This window comes from Mesorhizobium sp. WSM4871 (genome assembly GCF_055811295.1).
Map to the genome: position 1 here is coordinate 167,458 of NZ_JBVVPU010000002.1, position 19,276 is coordinate 186,733.

The window sequence follows — 19,276 nt, forward strand, 5'->3', positions numbered from 1 at the left end:
GCCATGGCTTTTGCGGCGACGGCGGCCTGATCAAGGATCAATAGCGGCTTGCACATGCTGAGCGGCCGCCAGAGCTTGACGAAAGCACCATTCGGCTAAAGAAGTTCCCCGTGACAAAACAAGTTCCAAGTGAATCGCATGGCCGCGGAATACGCTGGATGCCGCCTGACATAACAACCGACTATGCAGTCCGGCTTCTGGCACAGGGTTACATATGCCTGCCACTTCGTACCGGCGGCAAGCATCTCGACCTAGAGGCGATGGGCTATGACCCGCTGCATCTGCGAAACCGACGCAAGGATTTGAAGGAACTCGCTTTCTGTTCCATCGCGTTCCAACTGGCGCAGAAACCGCCGACCCGCGAGGATATCGAGCGCTGGTTTTGCAAGTTCACCGGAAATGTCGGGATATTGGGAGGCTTCTCCAACTTGCTGATCCTGGATTTCGACAGCGCCGCCGCATATCAAGGCTGGCAAGGCAGGCATGGTGAACTTGCCAGCCGCACGCCGATGGCAAGATCCCCGAGGGGCTTTCATGTCTATCTGAGGACGCGTGAGCCGATGGTATCGTCGAGCCTGCATTTCGGCATGCGCCGCGTCGGCCACGTCAAGGCACTTGGCGGCTACGTGGTGGGCAGCCCCTCGCTGCTCAAGGACGGCTCCTCCTACGGCTGGCTGGAGAATCAGTCGCCTTTCGATGTCGAGCCTCAGCAGATTGACAGCCTTGCCAGTCTTTCATTGCGTCCGGTCACGCCGCTCAAACACTATTATGACCGAATGCTGAACCGCGGATTCTTCGAGCGGCAGTGAGTAGATCCGGGGAAACGCGATTGGAGGTCACGGTCGTCATTCCGGCAAGGAATGCCGCTGCAACGATCGATGCCGCGTTGCTTAGTCTGATCCCCGACAGAGACCTGATCGGCGAAGTCCTTCTGATCGACGACGGTTCGGAAGACCGGACCGCTGCGAAAGCGACCGAGAGCGCACGACGATACGGATTGCCGCTTGAGGTCGTGAATGTCCGGCTTGGCAGTGCCGGCGCCGCGCGTAACGTCGGCATCGCGCAAGCCAGGGGTAAGTCGATATTCTTCCTCGATGCCGATGACGAGTTGATCAGGGGAGGCCTGTCGCTGCTGCACGACGCGCTTGAACGCAATCCCGGTGCAGGCCTGGCGGTCGGGGCCAGCATCCGTCGCACGCGCGGGCGGCCTGACAAGCTCAAGGCGCCGCATGGCTACACAAGCGACAGAACCGAAAACGCCAGGCGATATCTTCGCAACGAACTCTGGCCGATCGCCATGGGAAGCGCGCTGATTTCGACAGCGGCGACAGCCGCCATCCGCTTTCCCTCGGCGATCGGTCTCGACGAAGACACATGCTATTGGGTCGCGATGCTCGCGCGCTACGATGCAGCCACGATTTCGGCACCAGTGCTGCTCTATCATCACGACGAAACCAGAATGGCGCAGCGCTTCATCCATGCGCCGCGCGCGACGTTCCTTGCCATAGCGCTCGAACTCAACCGGCTGGCGGAACTGGGCGTCGAAAGAGATACGCTTCAGTGGCGAAAGGCCTGGATAGCGCAGCGAATTTCACGGCAGCTGATCAAGCACAAAATGTACGCCGACGCGGTGGCCATGATGCGCGCCGTTCGTGCCCACAAAATATCCGGCCAAAGCTGGAAGTCCTTGCAGTACAGTGCCCGCATCCACCTCGGGAACCTGGTTCAGGGGCATACGCCAGGCACACGGTTTTCACGCCCCGACCCCAACCGCGGCAAGGAGCGGCGCACGCTGGTGCTATGCTATGATCCAGCCTTCCCCCCTGTCTCGGGCGCGGATTTGAGGAACCATGGCAACGCGGTGGCCGCGGCGGAACTGGGACCGGTCTGCCTCATCTCGATCCGGCCCCAGGCCGACCCGTCGAAACCGGCCGACGCCCGCATTCGAACGGAAGCCCTGACGCTCGCGGGAGAAGCCCGCACGGCCTCGATCGGCTGGTGGAGAACAGGCGCCGAGAAACGAATTCCGCGCGTCGCGCTGAGGCGTCTGGAGGCAATTATCCGAACGTTTGGACCGGACAGCATCGTCGTCGAGGGCATTGCCTTGTTCAAGCTGCTCCGACCCTTGCGGCCATTGGCGGGGCAGCTCATCCTCGACATGCATAATGTCGAATCCGATCTGGCGGGGCAGTTGCAAGGCGCCGACATGACAGGATCGACGCTTGCCGCCTATGGCGTCAGGCGCCTCGAAAGAAAGGCGCTCGGCATCGTCGACAGGGCCTGGGTCTGCTCGCGGCTCGACCACGACAAACTGGCGGAGCTGTCCCGGCGCGAGGTGCCGATCGATATTGTTCCGAACGGCATCCCTCGTGTTGAGGACATTGCGGCTGAACTGCCGGCGGAGGCAGCAATGTCCGAAGGCTTTCCGGTCATTCTCTTCATCGGCCATCTCGGATACCAGCCAAACATCGATGCCGCCGGGCGTCTTGCCCGCACCATCCTGCCCCGCATCCAGGAAAGGCTTCCGATGGCGAGACTGGTTCTTGCCGGCCGATACCCCAAACCGGCCGTGAAGGCGCTGAGCGGGCTGCAAGGCGTCGACCTCGCGGCGAATCCGGACGATCTTAGGCCGCTGCTGGCCCGCGCGCATCTCAGCATCATTCCGCTTTCAGCGGGCGGCGGCACGCGCATCAAGATCCTGGAAGCGATGGCTTGGGGCATTCCGGTGGTCGCGACGCCGCTGGCGGTCGAGGGCCTGGATCTGGTCGACGGTGAAGAGGTGCTTCTGTCTGAGACGGACGAGGGCCTTGCCGGCTTGGCCATCGAGCTTTGCCTGGACCGCATGCGCATGGCGAGGCAGCGCGCCCGCGCGCATGAAAGCGTATGGTCCAGGTTTGGCCCGGAAGCCATAAGCAACGCCGTTAGTGCGGGATTTGGGCTGGACGATGCCGGCACATGACGCCCTTTCCAATCGCCGATCGATGAGCTGCCGATGATCCCCGCCATCCTGCACCAGACCTGGAGGACCGACAGCGTCCCTGCCCGCTTCCAGGGCTACGTCGAGAGCTGGAAACGGCACCATCCCGGCTGGACGATCATGTTCTGGAACGACCGGATGCTGCTCGAGTTCGTCGCCGAGCACTATCCGGATTTCCTGCCGACCTTCTGCAGCTATTCGCACGGGGTGCTGCGCGCCGATGCGGCACGCTACCTGCTGCTTTATCATTTTGGCGGGGTCTACGCCGATATCGACTGCGAATGCGTCGCGCCTTTCGATCCAATCATGGGCGAGAATCGAATCGTGCTCTGCACCGAGCCGGCTTCGCACGAACTCGTCCAGGCGAAGTTTCGAGGGCTGCCCTACCTGCTGTTCAACGGCACGATGGCGAGCCCGCCCCGGCACCCCTTCTGGCTGCAGCTTTTGTCGCTGTTGCCGGGCTTGGTCCATGCCAAGGAAGTGCTCGACGCGACCGGCCCTTGCGTGCTGACCTCCGCGCAGCTCGGCTATCGCGACCAGACGGCCTTCGCCATTCATCCGAACGCCTTGTTCGCGCCAAAGGACTCGGCCGAGCGGATGGAGACGCAAACCGGCACGCCGACGCTGTCGATCCATCACTGGGCGGGCACATGGTGGACGGCAAGGCCCGCGACGCGGTGGCGGGACAAGGTTCGCAACCATGCTTACCGGTTCTGGCACCATCTGACACGCGGCGCCCATCTTGACGAGGCCGCGACGAAAGCGGGCGTAAGCCAGGCGGCGCTTTCAGCGGGGCGCCCTTCGGGCTCGAACATTGCCATACTGGTGCCGCTTCGCGATGCGGCCGACCACATCCAGCCGTTTCTCGATGCCTTGCAGAGGCTCGACTATCCCAAGAACAGGATCAAGCTGGTCTTTTGCGAGGGCGACAGTTCCGATGGCAGTTGGGACAGGCTGAAGGCGGCAACGGCGCCGCTTGCCGCGAGCTACCGCGGCGTCGTCCTGCTGCAAAAACACCTTGGCACAAGCCTTGACCGCGACAAGCGGGCAAGACCGCGGCAGCAGCGCGAAAGACGGGGCGCCATTGCCAGGATACGCAACCATCTGATCGATCGCGGGCTGGAAGCCGACGACGCATGGGCGCTGTGGATCGACATCGATGTCTGGCGATTCCCGGGCGACGTCGTCAACCGGTTGATCGCGGCCGGGCATCGCATCGTCGTCCCCAACTGCGTCAAGATCGCCGGCGGCGACAGCTTCGACCTGAACAGTTTCATCACCACCCAACCCGAGAAGAACTATCGCTACTATCGCGAGATACGCGGCGGCCTCTACCAGCCGCCTGCCTATTCGATGAGCCGGCTACATCTCAGCGATGTCAGGCATCTGGAAAGCATCGGTCTCGACGGGGTCGGCGGAAGCATGCTGCTTGTCGACGCGGCATTGCACCGCGGCGGCCTGCGGTTTCCGGAAATCCCCTATCGCGACCTAATCGAAACCGAGGGCTTTGGCGCCCTCGCCAACGATCTGGGCATCAGGCCGGTCGGCCTTCCCAAGCTCGAGATACTGCATGTTCCGTGGTGACAGGAGATCGATCACATACACTTGCCGCGCACCTTGTGCGGCGAGCCAGATCAGGCCGGCATTTTTTGAATGTCTTCCGGCCTGCCTGATCCGTGCGTGATACTTACCGGATTTGATTAGCCGGCAAATGTGTAGGCGGTTTTCACGGTGGTATAGAATTCCGCCGCGTAGCGGCCTTGTTCGCGCGGACCGTAGCTCGATCCCTTGCGGCCACCGAAGGGAACATGGAAGTCGACACCCGCCGTCGGCAGGTTGACCATCACCATGCCCGCCTCCGAATTGCGCTTGAAATGCGTGGCGTGCTTGAGGCTCGACGTGCAGATGCCCGAGGTCAGCCCGAAAGGCGTGTCGTTGGCCACGGCGAGCGCCTCATCATAATCCTTGACGCGGATGACACTGGCGACAGGTCCGAAAATCTCCTCGCGTGAAATGCGCATCGCGTTGCTGGCTCCGGTGAACAGCGCCGGCTGCAGGTAGAAGCCGGGCGTCTCACGATCGAGCCGCTCGCCGCCGAAAGCGAGATCGGCGCCTTCCTTGCGGCCGATGGCGATATAATCCTCGTCCTGTTTCAGCTGGCTGTCGTCGACGACCGGACCGATCTGGGTTTTCGCATCGAGGGCATCGCCGACGACCAGCTTGCCCATGCGGTCCTTCAGCGCCTCGACGAAGCGGTCGTGAATGGCGTCGGTGACGATCAGCCGGGACGACGCCGTGCAGCGCTGGCCGGTCGAGAAGAAGGCGCCGTTGATCGCGCAGTCGACGGCGACGGCCAGGTCGGCATCGTCGAGCACAACAAGCGGGTTCTTGCCGCCCATTTCAAGCTGGAACTTGCGCATATGCTCGACGCTTGCCGCGGCGACGCGCTTGCCGGTGCCGACCGAGCCGGTGAAGGTGATGGCATTGATATCCGGGCTGTCGAGCATGGCCTGGCCGACCACCGACCCCTTGCCCATGACGAGGTTGAGCACGCCCTTGGGCAGGCCGGCGCGGTGCAGGATATCGACAATGGTCCAAGCGCTCTCCGGGACCAGATCGGCCGGCTTGAAAACGATGGTGTTGCCGTGGGCGAGCGCCGGAGCAATCTTCCAGGCGGGAATCGCGATCGGGAAATTCCATGGGGTGATAATGCCGACGACGCCGACCGCTTCACGCGTGATCTCGACGCCGACACCCGGCCGCACGCTCGGCACCAGCTCGCCCGCCAGGCGCAGCGCCTCGCCGGCGAAGAAATCGAAGATCTGAGCGGCGCGCACGGTCTCGCCGATGCCCTCGGCCAGTGTCTTGCCTTCCTCGCGCGCCAGGGACCGGCCGATTTCATCTTTGCGCGCCGTGATCTCGTCCGACGCCTTCCTCAACACCGCATGGCGTACCAGCGGGCCGGAACGCGACCATGCCGCAAACGCCGCTTTCGCCGCCGCAATGGCTTGACGGGCCTGCTCGGCGCCGGCGGAAGCATATTCGCCGACGACATCGCCGGTGTTGGATGGATTGATGTTGCGGGAGCCGGGCTCGCCCACCCACTCGCCATCGATGAGGTTCTTTCGAAACAGGGTCATGTCGCAGTCTTCCTAGCCATTCGGTTGCCGTCTATCTGGACCACCGGCCGCCACACGGCAAGACCGCCGGACGGGTAAAGTTCTGCTGTTCGGCAGACATATGCCGCGCATCTCACACCGCGAAGGACCAGAACAGGCAGGCCAGAGTCGCCGCGGCAAAAATGACAAAGAACAGGCTTCTCAGCAGGATATTGCGGCGCAGCTCATTCATGAAGAGATGGCAGGCCACGACGGCCGCCACGAACAGGAAGCGCCAGTTCAGCAGCGCCGTCAGGACGCCAGCCTGGCCGAAAGCCCATCTGGCGGCGAGGCAGCCGACGATGGTGGCGAACAAGGCGATCACCGTCCAGAAGACGGCGTCCGCGGCGTTTGTCAGAACGATGCCGGCCGCCCTGATGGGCAGGATCATCATCAGCAGCGCACTGAAAAAATACACCGCGGCAAGCGGGATGAAAATCCCGGCATCGGCAATGTCGTCCAGGCGTTTGGCGCCGATTGCGCCGTAGGGATAGCCATGCCTGGCTACCGCCAGGCTCAGCGCCATCAGCAAAGCCGTCAGCACGGCGACCAGTGCAAATGAGGTGAGAGCCTTGCTCATGCCTTGTCCCCGGCGAATCGAACTGGAATGTTGGTAGCTCACCGTCTGTAAATGGCTGGTAAGCGTCAAGGAAGCGCGGTGACCAGAGCTTGATGCCGAAAAGTGTGAAGCGGTTTTCGGACGACATCATGCTCTGTCTCTTTGATTTTTAGAGCTTTCGGAAATTGCCTTCATGGCGGAACCCTTCCCCGCCGCGGGAAATTCAACGGCAGGCGCGCCCTCACTCCGCCGCTTGCAGGCGGCGGGCATCGACAATGGCTCTGATCTCGGCGCGGCAGGAGCCGCAATTGGTGCCGGCGCCCAGAGCGGCGCCGATCGCCGCGACGCTGGCGCAGCCGCCGCGCACCGCTTCCGCGATCTGGTTGGCGCCGACTCCGAAACAGGAGCAGACGACGGCGCCACGGTCGATGTGGTTGCCGCCCGGCCGCCCTGCCACGATCGCCAGCCGTCCGCGCCGATCGGCATGATCCGCGCCCAACTGCTCCGCGACCCAGCTACGCGACACCGCGACCGGGCCGGGCGCCAGATAGAGCGCGCCGACCAGCCGGCTGCCTGCAAAGCGGGCGAAGCGATAGTGCCCGCCGGCAGCGTCATGATAGGCGAGCGTCTCGCCCTGCGCGTCGTCGCCGAGGAGCGAGGCGGCGAACATCATCCAGTCCCGGCCGGCTTGCAGCGCAAGCTCGAGACGCCAGCCGGCGGCGCAGCGGGCAAGGCTCCAGTAGTCGGCGTCGATCGAAGCCGGCCGTTCGGCGAGCACCGCGAAACCGAAGACAGCGGCAGCGAAGCGTTCCAGGCGCGCGGCGACGTTCTTCGAGGCCGGCTGGCCTGAAATCGCATCGGTGACCGGCGCCACCAGCGCGTCGACGCGGGCGCGGGCGGCGAACTGATCCGTCCAGTGCATCGGCACGAAGACCGAGCCCGGCCGCTGCCGCGCTGTCACCAGCGCGCGCAGCAGCGCTTCGCCGTGAACGGTCGAGACACGCACGATGTCGGCGTCGCCGATGCCGAAGTGCCGAGCATCGGCCGGGTGGATTTCGGCGAAGGGCTCGGCGATGTGCTGGGACAGGCGCGGGCTCTTTCCCGTGCGCGTCATGGTGTGCCAGTGGTCGCGGACGCGGCCGGTGTTGAGGACCAGCGGGAAGTCCGGGCTGGTGAGGGTTTCGATCGTTGGGCGGACAGCGATGAAACGCGCCTTGCGGTCGGGTGTGTAGAAGTTGCCGTTGGCGAAGAAGCGGGTGGGGGCCTCTGGTCGCCGAGCCCAGGCACCCCCCTCTGGCCTGCCGGCCATCTCCCCCTCAAGGGGGGAGATTGGCAGCGTCTGCGCGCCGCTGATTTCTGCAACGTCCGAGGTTGGCGAAAGCGGTGGCGATAGCTGATCTCCCCCCTTGAGGGGGAGATGGCCGGCAGGCCAGAGGGGGTCGGTCGCGGTGGGCTCGGCCTGGCTGGGACGTGTCGACGTTGGAGACGCTCCACCGACCCCACCCCGGCTCGCTTGTCTCGCTTCGCTCGACGCGCTCTCCGACCCTCCCATCAAGGGGGAGGGTGAGGCCGGCGCTGGCCACTGGAATGGAGCCAGCGCGTCGTAGTCTTCTCCATCGATCCCGCCATACGCTCCGATATCAAAATCGCGCGCGCCGTCGTTCTCGAACCCCGACAGCGCGGCGTGCTCGGCAAATAACTCCACCGCCGAGGTCTGCCAAAACGCTTCGCCAAAGCCCATCCGCCTGGCTACCTCGGCGACAATCCACCAGTCCGGCCGTGCCTCGCCGGGCAGACCCAGGAACGCCCGTTGGCGCGAGATGCGGCGCTCCGAATTGGTGACGGTGCCGTCCTTCTCGCCCCAGGCGGCGGCGGGCAGCCGGACATGGGCGTGGCGGACCGTATCGGTGCTCGCCAACACGTCCGATACCAGGACGAAAGGACAGGCCTTGATCGCCGCTTCGACGGCGTCGGCGTCCGGCATCGAATCGACGGGGTTGGTGGCCATGATCCACAGCGCCTTGATGCGTCCGTCGGCCACCGCCCTGAACATGTCGACCGCTTTCAGGCCGGGCTTTTCGGCAACCGTCGGCGCGTTCCAGAAGCGCTGTACGCGGTCACGATGCTCGGGGTTTTCGATCTCCATATGGGCGGCCAGCATATTGGCCATGCCGCCGACCTCGCGGCCGCCCATGGCGTTGGGCTGGCCGGTCGCCGAAAACGGCCCTGTCCCCGGTTTGCCGATGCGGCCGGTGGCGAGATGGCAGTTGATGATGGCGTTGACCTTGTCGGTGCCCGAGGACGACTGGTTGACGCCCTGGCTGTAGACGGTCACCGTCCTGGCGGTCTCGGCAAACAGGCTGTAGAAGCGGCCGAGCTCGTCCTCGCTCAGGCCGGTGGCGGCGGCGATGCCGGCAAGATCGAGCTTCGAGGCGGCGAATAGCGCTTGCCCGAAGCCGGTCGTATGCGCGGTGATATAGGCGCGGTCCAGCGCATTGTGCTGGCCGAGATAGGCGAGCAGCCCCGTGAACAGCGCGACGTCGCCATCCGGCGCGATCACCAGATGCAAGTCGGCGATGTCAGATGTCATGGTGCGGCGCGGATCGACCAGCACCACCCTCATCTCGGGCCGTTTTTCACGCGCCGCGGCGATGCGCTGGTAGAGCACGGGATGGCACCAGGCGAGATTGGAGCCGACCAGCACGATCAAATCGGCAAGCTCCAGATCCTCATAGGTGCCCGGCACCGTGTCTGAGCCGAAGGCGCGGCGGTGGCCGGCAACCGAGGAGGCCATGCACAGGCGCGAATTGGTGTCTATATTGGCCGAGCCGATGAAGCCTTTCATCAGCTTGTTGGCAACATAATAATCCTCGGTCAGCAGCTGGCCGGAGACGTAGAAGGCGACTGCGTCCGGGCCGTGCTCGGCGATGGTTTGCGAAAAGGTCGAGGCAACGCGCTCGAGCGCCTCGTCCCAGCCCACGCGGCGACCGTGGATCTCGGGATGGAGCAGCCTGCCGTCGAGGTCGATGGTCTCGGCGAGCGCCGAACCCTTGGAGCAAAGCCGGCCGAAATTCGCGGGATGATCGGGGTCGCCGCGGACGGACACCTGCCCGTCCGCGGCGACCTTCGCCAGCACGCCGCAACCCACCCCGCAATAGGGGCAGGTGGTCCTCACCTCGCGCGCTTCGTCAATCTGCATGTTCAGGCCGCGCGGCTGGCCAGCGCTTCGAGCGCCAGGAACAGCCGCTCGCCCTCGACCTTCACCGGGATGGTGCGCACGCGACCTTCGTCGGCGCCGAGCGCCTTGCCGGTTTCCAGCGAGATCACCCAATTGTGCAAGGGGCAGGTCACCGCCGCGCCATGCACGATACCCTGGCTGAGCGGCCCACCCTTGTGCGGGCAATGGTCATCGATGGCATAGACCTGGTCGTCCGCCGTGCGGAAGACGGCGATCTTTCCCTGGGGGGTGTCGACGCAGCGCGCGCCACGGCGCGGGATGTCGGAGAGGGAGCCGATCGATATCCAGGTCATTGGGCGGCCTTTGCTTGATCTGAATGCGCCCGGACACCCCCCTCTGTCCTGCCGGACATCTCCCCCGCAAGGGGGGAGATTGGCGGCTTCGCTGACGGCGCCCATCTTGCAAGGTTGGAAATTGGCGAAAGCCGAAATGACATCCGATCTCCCCCCTTGCGGGGGAGATGGCCGGCAGGCCAGAGGGGGGTGCGAAGGAACGCTTCCATCGGCCCTACTCCGCCGCTTCCGCAAACCCAACCGAAGCCATCGGCCGGAATTCGTGCTTGTCCTTGCCGGAGACGCGTTCCGACCAGGGGTCGACCTGGGCGAATTTCTGGCTGAAGACGAAGCGCTCGTAATAGGCCTTGCGCTTTTCGCCATCGTCCATGATCTGGCGCTTGATCTCAGGAATGCCGATGCGCTTGGCCCATTTGTAGATGCGCTCGAGATAGCGGCCCTGCTCGCGATACATCTGCGTCAACGCCACGATGTGCTCCAGCGCCTCGTCCTCGGTCCTGACCAGGCCGAGCACTTCGGTGCCCTTGATGTCGAGGCCGGCGGCGCCGGCGAAGTGGATCTCGTAGCCACTGTCGACGCAGATGACGCCGACATCCTTGCAGGTCGCTTCGGCGCAATTGCGGGGGCAGCCCGACACCGCCATCTTGACCTTGGCCGGGGTCCACGAGCCCCACATGAATTTCTCGATGCGGATGCCGAGGCCGGTCGAATCCTGCGTGCCGAAGCGGCACCAGTCGGAGCCGACGCAGGTCTTCACCGTGCGCAGACCCTTGGCATAGGCATGGCCGGAGACAAAGCCGGCCTGGCCGAGATCGGCCCATACCGCCGGCAGGTCCTCCTTGCGGATGCCGAGCATGTCGATGCGCTGGCCGCCGGTGACCTTGACCATCGGGATCTCGAACTTGTCGACGACATCGGCGATGGCTCGCAGTTCGGCGGCATTGGTGACGCCGCCCCACATACGCGGCACCACGGAATAGGTGCCGTCCTTCTGGATGTTGGCGTGGACGCGCTCGTTGACGAAGCGCGACTGATAGTCGTCGGCGTAGTCGTCCGGCCAGTCGCAGACGAGATAGTAGTTGAGCGCCGGCCGGCATTTGGCGCAGCCGCAGGAGGTGGTCCATTCCAGCTCCTGCATGACGGCCGGAATGGTCTTCAGGCCCTTGGCCTTGATCAGCCGGCGGACCTCGTCATGGCCGAGCGCGGTGCAGCCGCACATGGGCTGGACGGCGGCCGGATTGTACTTGTCGCCAATGGTCAGCACCATCAGCTTCTCGACCAGCCCGGTGCAGGAGCCGCAGGAGGCGGACGCCTTGGTGTGGGCGCGCACATCGTCCAGCGAGGTCAGGCCTTTCGAAGAAATCGCTCCGGTGATCTTTCCCTTGCAAACGCCGTTGCAGCCGCAGATTTCCGCATCATCCGGCAAGGCTGCAACGGCCGCCATAGGGTCCAGCGGGGCACCCCCCTGGTAGGACTGGCCGAAGATGAGCGTATCGCGCATTTCGGATATATCGGTCTGCTTCTTCTTGAGGTCGTTGAACCAGGCGCCGTCGGCCGTCTCGCCGTAGAGCACGGTGCCGATGATGCGGTCGTCCTTCAGCACCAGGCGCTTGTAGACGCCGGCGGCAGCATCGCGCAGCACGATCTCCTGGCGGTCCTCGCCCTCGGCGAAGTCGCCGAGCGAGAACAGCTCGATGCCGGTGACCTTGAGCTTGGTCGGCGTGTCCATGTGGACGAAGGCCGCTTTTTCGTCGCCGGCAAGCTGGCTGGCGGCAACGCGCGCCATCTCATAGAGCGGCGCCACCAGCCCATAGACCTGGCCGTTGACCTCGGCGCATTCACCGAGTGCAAAGATATCGGGATCGTTGCTGCGCATGCCGGCATCGACGACGATGCCACGATTGACGGCTATGCCGGCCTCCTTGGCCAGAGCCGCGTTCGGCCTGATGCCGACCGCCATGATCACCAGCGTCGCCGGAACGACCGTGCCGTCGGCAAGCTCCACCTGCTCGACCTTGCCATTGCCGGTGATTGCCTGGGTGTTGGCCTTGGTGAGGACCTTGATGCCGCGCTCTTCCACCGCGCGCTGCAGGAGATAGCCGGCGGCCGGATCGAGCTGGCGCTCCATCAGCGTCGGCATGACATGCAGAACGGTGACGTCCATGCCTTGCGCGTTGAGGCCGGCCGCGGCCTCCAGCCCGAGCAGGCCGCCGCCGATGACCACGGCCTTGGCCCGCGACTGGGCGGCAAGCATCATGGCCCGGACGTCGTCGAGATCGCGATAGGTCAGTACACCGGGCAGATTGTGGCCGGGCACCGGGATGATGAACGGCACCGAGCCGGTGGCGATGACGAGCTTGTCGTAGGGCTCGGTTACGCCATGATCGGAGGCGACGGTCTTTGCCGTCCGGTCGATGGCGACGATCTTGTGGCCTTTGTAGAGGGTGATCCCATGCTTGATGTACCAACCATCGCCATGGATGATGATTTCCTCATAGGCCTTTTCGCCCGACAGCACCGGCGACAGCATGATGCGGTCGTAATTGACCCTGGGCTCGGCGTTGAAGATGGTGACCTGGTAGCGGCCGGGCGCCTTTTCCAGGAGATGCTCCAGCATGCGCCCGGGGGCCATGCCGTTGCCGATGATGACGAGTTTTTCGGTCATGGTCCTGATCCGCTCCGGTCTCACTCAGCCGCGTAGGAAAGGGTTGGAGCCTCGGTGGCAGCTGCGCGCTCCATCCGCCGGATGGAGAAATGCATCCAGGCGAAGCAGGCGGCGACGATGACAAAGAGCAGCATGAAGCAGCTCGACCACACGCCCGTGAGGTCATTGAGCGCGCCGAAGGCAATCGGCAGGACAAAGCCGCCAAGCCCGCCGATCATGCCGACAAGACCGCCGACCGCGCCAACGCTGCCTGGATAGTAGACCGGAATGTGCTTGTAGACGGCGGCCTTGCCGAGGCTCATGAAGAAACCGAGCACGCAGGCGACGGCAATGAAGGCGAACGGGCCGATCTCGAAATGGAAGGGGATCGGCCCGTTGATGCCGCGCACGACATAGTCTGCCGAGGGGAGAGACAGAACGAGAGTCGCGACAGCGGACACTGCAAAAGTCCAGTAGAGCACGGTGCGGGCGCCGACGCGGTCGGAGAGCACGCCGCCATAGGCGCGGAAGATGCTTGCGGGAATTGAATAGGCAGCGCCGATCATGCCGGCGGTGGCGAGCCCGAAGCCGTAGACGCCGATGAGGTAGCGCGGCAACCACAGCGACAGCGCCACGAACGCACCGAAGGCGAAGAAGTAGTAGAAGGCAAAGCGCCAGACCTGCAGGTTCTTGAGCGGCGCGAATTCCTGCCAGAAGCTTCTCGCCGGTGCCGCCTTGCCGGCGCGGCGCTCACGGATGACCGGATCGTCGCCGGTGGTGAACCAGAAGATGACGGCCATGACGACAAGTGCTGCCGCCCATATCTGCGCGACCGATTGCCAGCCCCAGGACAAAAGCACGAACGGCGCCAGGAACTTGGTGACGGCGGCGCCGACGTTGCCGACGCCGAAAATGCCAAGCGCGGTGCCTTGCCTGCCGGCGGGGAAGAAGCGCGAGACATAGGCGACGCCGACGGCGAAGGAGCCGCCGGCGAGCCCGACGCCAAGTGCCGCGACCAGCATCTGCTCATAGGTATGCGCATAGGCGAGCAGGAAGGTCGCTACCGCCGCCGCAAGCATGGTCGCGGTGTAGACCAGCCGTCCGCCATAGCGGTCGGTCCAGATGCCGAGCACCATGCGCACGAGCGACCCGGTGAGAATTGGCGTGCCGACGAGCAGGCCGAATTCCGTCTCGTTCAGCCCAAGCTCCTGCTTTATGCGGATGCCGATGATTGAAAAGATCGTCCACACCGCGAAGCAGACGGTGAAGGCGATGGTGGACATCAAAAGCGCCTGCCGGGAAGCATTGTCCTGGCTGGACGCGGCTGGGAGATTTGCGGTCATGATTGGACTGCCTTTTCGTTGGCGATGATCAGCGGGACGGCATCGGTCAGCGCGATGAAGCCGGGCTTGGCGCGGTCATTTCGAGGCCTTTTCCGCCGGGTTTAGTGCCGGCGGGAAACAGCATGAGCGCGGCGGCGAACAGAGCCGCGGTCAGCGCGCTGCTCACCAGAAAATCGCGGCGCTTGAAATCCCTGAGCGTTGTTCCAGTTCCGATCCGTTTCGTCATCGTCGTCTCCGGTTGGACGCGACCTGGGATCCGCGCCGTCGATTGCGTGTTCGGCCAAAACAAAAAAGCCGCCGGCCAGGTCTTCGCGCCCGGGAGACCGGGATCGCGTATTGACCTGAGCAGCAGCTTTGCCTGTGGCGCCCGCCATTGGACGCCTGTTTCGTGACCCATAAAGAGCCTGCCTATTACGAAGCAGGAACCGTGCCAGTTTCGAGTGAGAGCAAAAATATAAATGGAATCAGGGGCACGTGCCGATCGGGACACTCCGGGACCGGACGCCGGACAGGCCAAAGTTTGTTCATTGGCGCATGTGCGCGCACAATTTTTGTGCAATGCACAAGGGTGGCGCGGAAATGATCAGGTTTCGGTGCGGGCCGATTTCTGACCGGCAATATAGGTATCGATCTCGTCGGGATCGAAGATCTGGCCGTCGAAAAAACCGTCGGGGCCGAGCACCAGGCTCGCCCCTGCCGAACCAACCGGCGTCGCCACTTTCAGCGCGCCCTCGACCTTAGCATTGGCGCCCGGAAGCGCGACACCGAGCGGCTTCAGCGCCGAGCGGTAGATGTCGGGCCGGTAGCAATCCCTGGCGATGGCGAGATTTTCCGGCGTGTGCGCGATATGGCCCCAGCGCACCATCTGCGTGTAGAACCAGAGCGCATGGCTCTTCCAGGGAAAGTTCGCCGCCTTGTCGAAGGGCAGGAAGAAGTCGTCGATGGTCTTTTGCGCCCCGCCGCCGAGATCGAGGCGTCCGGTCAGGATCGGCATCTGCACCACCGGCGGCAGGCCGAGAAAGCCGGGCTGCGCCATCACCGCGGCCAGTTCGCCATGGTTGGCCGGATCCTGGCACCAGCGGGCCGAATGATGCAACGCGCGCAGCAATGCCGCCAGTGCGTCGGGATTCTGCTCAGCCCACGCCTTGCGCACGCCGACCACCTTTTCCGGGCTGTTGCGCCACAACAGCGCCTTGACGGTGACGATGTGGCCGGTGCCGGCGGCGACCGAGGCGCTGTTCCAGGGTTCGCCGACGCAATAGCCGTCGATGCGGCCGGCGGCCAGCGCGTCGGCCATGAAGGGTGGCGGCACGATGACGATCTCTATCTCCCGGGTGGGGTCGATGCCGCAGGCGGCGAGCCAGTAGCGCAGTTCGTAATTGTGCCCGGAATGCGGATGCACGACCGCGAAGCGCAGCGGATCGCGCCCGGCCTTTGCCCGCTCACGGATCAATGCTCCTAGCGCCTTGCCGGTCCGCGCCGGATCGAGGTCGGGGACGGCGCCATGCGCGGCCATGCCGGCCCAGATCGCATTCGAAACCGTGACGCAATTGCCGCCAAGCCCGAGCGAGAACGGCACGATGGTCTCGGAGGCGAGCGGCGTCAGCCCCAGATTGCAGGCGAGCGGCATCGGCCCCAGCATATGCGCGAGGTCGAAATGGCCGATGGCGATGCGGTCGCGGATATTGGCCCAGGACGTCTCGCGTTGCAGCGTGAGTTCGATGCCTTCGCGCGCGGCAAAGCCCATCTCGCCGGCCGCCACCAGCACGGCGCTGTCGAAGAGTGGCATGAATCCGGCGGTGATCTGGTGCGTCTTGCTCATTCGTCCTCCGCCGGTCCGAGCAGCCCGGCCGCCGTGACAAGGCTCTGGGCGATATCGCTGATCTTGCGGTTCTGGTTCATCGCCGTCTTGCGCAGCAGCGTGTAGGCCGCCTCTTCGCTGAGGCCCCGCGATTTCATCAATATGCCCTTGGCGCGGTCGATGATCTTGCGGCTCTCCAGCTCGCTGCGCGCCTCTTCCAGCTCGCGCGCCATGCGCGAGAAGGCGTTGAAGCGGCTGACCGCCATGTCGAGGATCGGCTTGACGCGCTCCTGCCGCAGACCGTCGACGACATAGGCCGACACGCCGGCATCGACCGCCGCCTCGATCGAGGCCTGGTCGGAGCGGTCGACGAACATGGCGATCGGCCGCTTCACCGCGCGCGACAGCTGGAACATGTTCTCCAGCATGTCGCGGTTAGGGTTTTCGAGATCGATGACGATGACATCCGGCTCGATCTCGGCGATGCGCCGCGCAATGCCTGACACATCATGGATGACGGTGACCCGCTCATGCCCGGCCTCGCGCAACCCCGCCTCGATGATCGAGGCGCGGATGCGGTTTTCGTCGATCACCAGAACGGCGAGTGAGGAGCGGACCATGGATGCATTTTGCCGATGCGGGGGAATTGTGCAATGCGGGATGACGAGGTGAGCCCGTAATGCCTACCTATGGGAGGTCTGTGAAGGCGGACGCGAAAAGAGCACAGCCTCCGGTTCAATCTCCTGCGCCCTACACTGCGGCTTTCAGCATGTCTTGAATAGTTTTGATCGGCAGGAATAGCCGAAGCTCGTTCGAGGGCAGAGCAATGAAGCCGTGGTCGGTATAGAGCTTCTTTCTCCGCCTCACCTTGACCGGGTCGCCGCAGTCCAGGACGTCCAACATGACCACGGCAATTCCGATTTGCTCCGCAGCTCCGGCGATGCGTATCAGCGCGTCGAGGAGAAGATCGCCGCCATATCCGTTGCCGGAAAATCGGACATCGACACCCATCATGGACAAATAAGCCGCGGGGATATTTCCGTGCCCCGGCCTGGTTCTCGCGTATTTCGCAGGCAGCTCGGCATAGTCGATCGCATGCGAATTGATGGCATAAAAGCCGATCAAATCCGCATCAGGACCGAGCATCACGAAGACGCGAATGTTATCGGCCTTGGACAGTTTGTTGGCCGTCTTCTTGAAGAAGTTATCAACCTGCTCATTGCCGCAGGAAAAAGCCGCTCGATCATGCTTTTCAGGATCGAACGGCTCTATGATGTTAGGTGCTTCCGGGCGCGTCACTTGGAAACGACGGTCCCTCTATACCGGGCGAATGACGCCCGCATACGATCTGTCGGGTGCGGAGGATTGTCGATCGCAGCAAAGAAAGCGGCATGATCCACCGCCTGCAGAGTGGTGCGTTCATTGGCCTGGATCGTTTCCATGGCAGCTCTGTACGCAGCATTCATGGCGAAAACGGAATCGTCCACGCCTGCAAGAGCCGCCGCTTGCTGGATAGCTTTCTTGATACGAGGCTTCGTACGGAAGTTCATCCGCTCGCTGCTGCGTTCTTCGATTTCTCGAACTTCATCATGGAAAGCCGACATGACAGCCTCCTGTTTCTCGGGATATGTAAGTACGTCACTGCGGCGTACAAATCAAGAAGACTCGCCACCCGTCACCGCATGCCTTAACCGGCTGGTATCTACTCCGCCGCCTCGTACCCGGCGATGCCCTTGATCTCCAGAAAGTCCTCGAGCCCATACTCAGCATACTCACGCCCGTTGCCGGATTGCTTGTAGCCGCCGAAGGGCAGGCTGGCGTCCCATTGGGGGTAGTTGATGTAGACGTTGCCGGAGCGCATGCGGGCTGCCGCTTCGCGCGCTTTCTGGATGTCCTTGGCCTGGATATAGGAGGCCAGGCCATAGACGGTGTCGTTGGCCTGCTCGATCGCCTGCTCGACCGTGTCATAGGGCAGGATCGCCAGCACCGGGCCGAAAATCTCTTCCCTGGCGATGCGCATGTCGGGGGTGACGTCGGCGAACACGGTCGGCCTGATGTAGTAGCCGCGGTTGAGTTCGGCGGGGCGGCCGGGGCCGCCGGCCACCAGAGTGGCGCCTTCGTCGATGCCGCTCTGGATCAGATCCTGGATTTTGTCGAACTGGATCTGGCTGACCACCGGGCCGAGCTTCGAACCCGGCGCGTCGGCCGGACCGACGGTGAACTTTTCCGCCGCCGCCTTGGCATGGGCGGCCGCCTCGTCGTGGCGGTCGCGCGGCACGAACATGCGCGTCGGCGCGTTGCAGGACTGGCCGCTGTTGCTGAAGCAGCCGGCGACGCCCTTGCTGACGGCGATCGACAGGTCGACATCGGGGAATAATATGTTGGCCGACTTGCCGCCGAGTTCCTGATGCACGCGCTTGACCGTGTCGGCGGCGGCCTTGGCTACCAGTATACCGGCGCGGGTCGAGCCGGTGAACGACATCATGTCGACATCGGGATGGCTCGCCAGCGCCTGGCCGACGGTCGGGCCGTCGCCGTTGACGAGGTTGAAGACGCCTTTCGGCACGCCGGCCTCGTCGAGGATCTCGGCGAAGACGATAGCGTCGAGCGGCGCGATCTCGCTCGGCTTCAGCACCATGGTGCAGCCGGCGGCAAGTGCCGGACCGACCTTGCAGGTGATCTGGTTGAGCGGCCAGTTCCACGGCGTGATCAGGCCGACGACGCCGATCGGCTCCTTGACGACGAGGTTGTTGCCCTTCACGTGGCGGAACTCGAAACGCCTCAGCACTTGCGCCATCTTCTGCAGATGCGCGAGGCCGACGCCGACCTGGCTGTCCAGCGCCATCTTGCGCGGCGCGCCCATTTCGCGCGACACGGCCAGCGCCAGATCGGCAGTGCGCTTCTTGTAGACCGCGATGATGCGGTTGAGGAGATCAAGCCGCTCGGCGACTTCCGTAAACCCGAACGTCTTGAAGGCACGCCTGGCAGCCGCCACCGCCTTGTCGACATCGGCCTTGGTGCCAAGCGATATCTGGGCGAAGGAATCTTCGTTGGACGGATCGATGACGTCGAAACTGTTCGGCACGACCGGATCGACCCAGGCGCCGTCGATATAGAACTGCAGATTGTGTGACATGGGTTCTCTCCTTCGGTCCGCCGAAGTTCTCAGATGGTGAGATCGGTCGTCGTATCGTGCGAGAGATAACGATGCCAGGAACAGTGTGAAACGCAAGTGTCCGCGATTGAGCCAGCGCGCCGGCCCG

15 protein-coding genes are annotated in these 19,276 nt (G+C 63.9%); 3 read left to right on the plus strand and 12 right to left on the minus strand.

Annotation, left to right across the window (positions count from 1 at the left end; all coding sequences use genetic code 11):
* The first annotated feature begins 158 nt into the window (after positions 1 to 158).
* Genes AC0L2H_RS04220 through AC0L2H_RS04230 form a run of 3 tightly spaced genes read left to right on the plus strand, consistent with a single transcriptional unit; the run spans position 159 to position 4,561 of the window.
* Entirely contained in the window at positions 159 to 809 is a 651-nt protein-coding gene (locus AC0L2H_RS04220; RefSeq protein WP_473589026.1) for a bifunctional DNA primase/polymerase, read from the plus strand.
* 20 nt (positions 810 to 829) lie between these two features.
* Complete coding sequence (locus AC0L2H_RS04225; protein ID WP_473589027.1) at positions 830 to 2,959, plus strand: glycosyltransferase; 2,130 nt, start codon at positions 830 to 832, stop codon at positions 2,957 to 2,959.
* Positions 2,960 to 2,992: 33 nt separating this feature from the next.
* Positions 2,993 to 4,561, plus strand: a complete 1,569-nt coding sequence (locus AC0L2H_RS04230) for a glycosyltransferase (protein WP_473589028.1) — start codon at positions 2,993 to 2,995, stop codon at positions 4,559 to 4,561.
* 116 nt (positions 4,562 to 4,677) lie between these two features.
* Here the strand turns inward: AC0L2H_RS04230 and AC0L2H_RS04235 are convergent, their stop codons facing one another.
* The 12 genes from AC0L2H_RS04235 to AC0L2H_RS04290 all read right to left on the minus strand — a co-directional run bounded on the left by AC0L2H_RS04235 (position 4,678) and on the right by AC0L2H_RS04290 (position 19,149).
* The gene (locus AC0L2H_RS04235) at positions 4,678 to 6,117 is read right to left on the minus strand and encodes an aldehyde dehydrogenase family protein (RefSeq protein WP_473589029.1); all 1,440 of its coding nucleotides are present in this window, start codon (positions 6,115 to 6,117) and stop codon (positions 4,678 to 4,680) included.
* 112 nt (positions 6,118 to 6,229) lie between these two features.
* Positions 6,230 to 6,715 (minus strand): hypothetical protein, encoded by a 486-nt coding sequence (locus tag AC0L2H_RS04240; RefSeq protein WP_473589030.1) that lies wholly within the window; start codon positions 6,713 to 6,715, stop codon positions 6,230 to 6,232.
* Positions 6,716 to 6,935: 220 nt separating this feature from the next.
* Complete coding sequence (locus AC0L2H_RS04245; RefSeq protein ID WP_473589031.1) at positions 6,936 to 9,893, minus strand: nitrate reductase; 2,958 nt, start codon at positions 9,891 to 9,893, stop codon at positions 6,936 to 6,938.
* Positions 9,894 to 9,895: 2 nt separating this feature from the next.
* Entirely contained in the window at positions 9,896 to 10,225 is a 330-nt protein-coding gene (gene nirD, locus AC0L2H_RS04250; protein WP_473589032.1) for a nitrite reductase small subunit NirD, read from the minus strand.
* A 214-nt stretch (positions 10,226 to 10,439) separates the two neighbouring features.
* Positions 10,440 to 12,890 (minus strand): nitrite reductase large subunit NirB, encoded by a 2,451-nt coding sequence (nirB, locus tag AC0L2H_RS04255; protein WP_473589033.1) that lies wholly within the window; start codon positions 12,888 to 12,890, stop codon positions 10,440 to 10,442.
* A gap of 20 nt (positions 12,891 to 12,910) precedes the next feature.
* The gene (locus AC0L2H_RS04260) at positions 12,911 to 14,212 is read right to left on the minus strand and encodes an MFS transporter (protein WP_473589034.1); all 1,302 of its coding nucleotides are present in this window, start codon (positions 14,210 to 14,212) and stop codon (positions 12,911 to 12,913) included.
* A 46-nt stretch (positions 14,213 to 14,258) separates the two neighbouring features.
* Positions 14,259 to 14,438, minus strand: a complete 180-nt coding sequence (locus AC0L2H_RS04265) for a hypothetical protein (protein WP_473589035.1) — start codon at positions 14,436 to 14,438, stop codon at positions 14,259 to 14,261.
* A gap of 357 nt (positions 14,439 to 14,795) precedes the next feature.
* Complete coding sequence (locus tag AC0L2H_RS04270; RefSeq protein WP_473589036.1) at positions 14,796 to 16,034, minus strand: CmpA/NrtA family ABC transporter substrate-binding protein; 1,239 nt, start codon at positions 16,032 to 16,034, stop codon at positions 14,796 to 14,798.
* Positions 16,031 to 16,633 (minus strand): ANTAR domain-containing response regulator, encoded by a 603-nt coding sequence (locus AC0L2H_RS04275; RefSeq protein WP_473589037.1) that lies wholly within the window; start codon positions 16,631 to 16,633, stop codon positions 16,031 to 16,033. Before AC0L2H_RS04275 ends, AC0L2H_RS04270 begins: the two co-directional genes overlap by 4 nt.
* 130 nt (positions 16,634 to 16,763) lie before the next feature.
* Entirely contained in the window at positions 16,764 to 17,312 is a 549-nt protein-coding gene (locus tag AC0L2H_RS04280; protein ID WP_473589038.1) for a GNAT family N-acetyltransferase, read from the minus strand.
* Positions 17,309 to 17,617 (minus strand): type II toxin-antitoxin system TacA family antitoxin, encoded by a 309-nt coding sequence (locus AC0L2H_RS04285; RefSeq protein WP_473589039.1) that lies wholly within the window; start codon positions 17,615 to 17,617, stop codon positions 17,309 to 17,311. The genes AC0L2H_RS04280 and AC0L2H_RS04285 overlap by 4 nt, the downstream gene beginning before the upstream one ends.
* 98 nt (positions 17,618 to 17,715) lie before the next feature.
* Positions 17,716 to 19,149 (minus strand): aldehyde dehydrogenase family protein, encoded by a 1,434-nt coding sequence (locus tag AC0L2H_RS04290; protein ID WP_473589040.1) that lies wholly within the window; start codon positions 19,147 to 19,149, stop codon positions 17,716 to 17,718.
* Between the last annotated feature and the right edge of the window lie 127 nt (positions 19,150 to 19,276).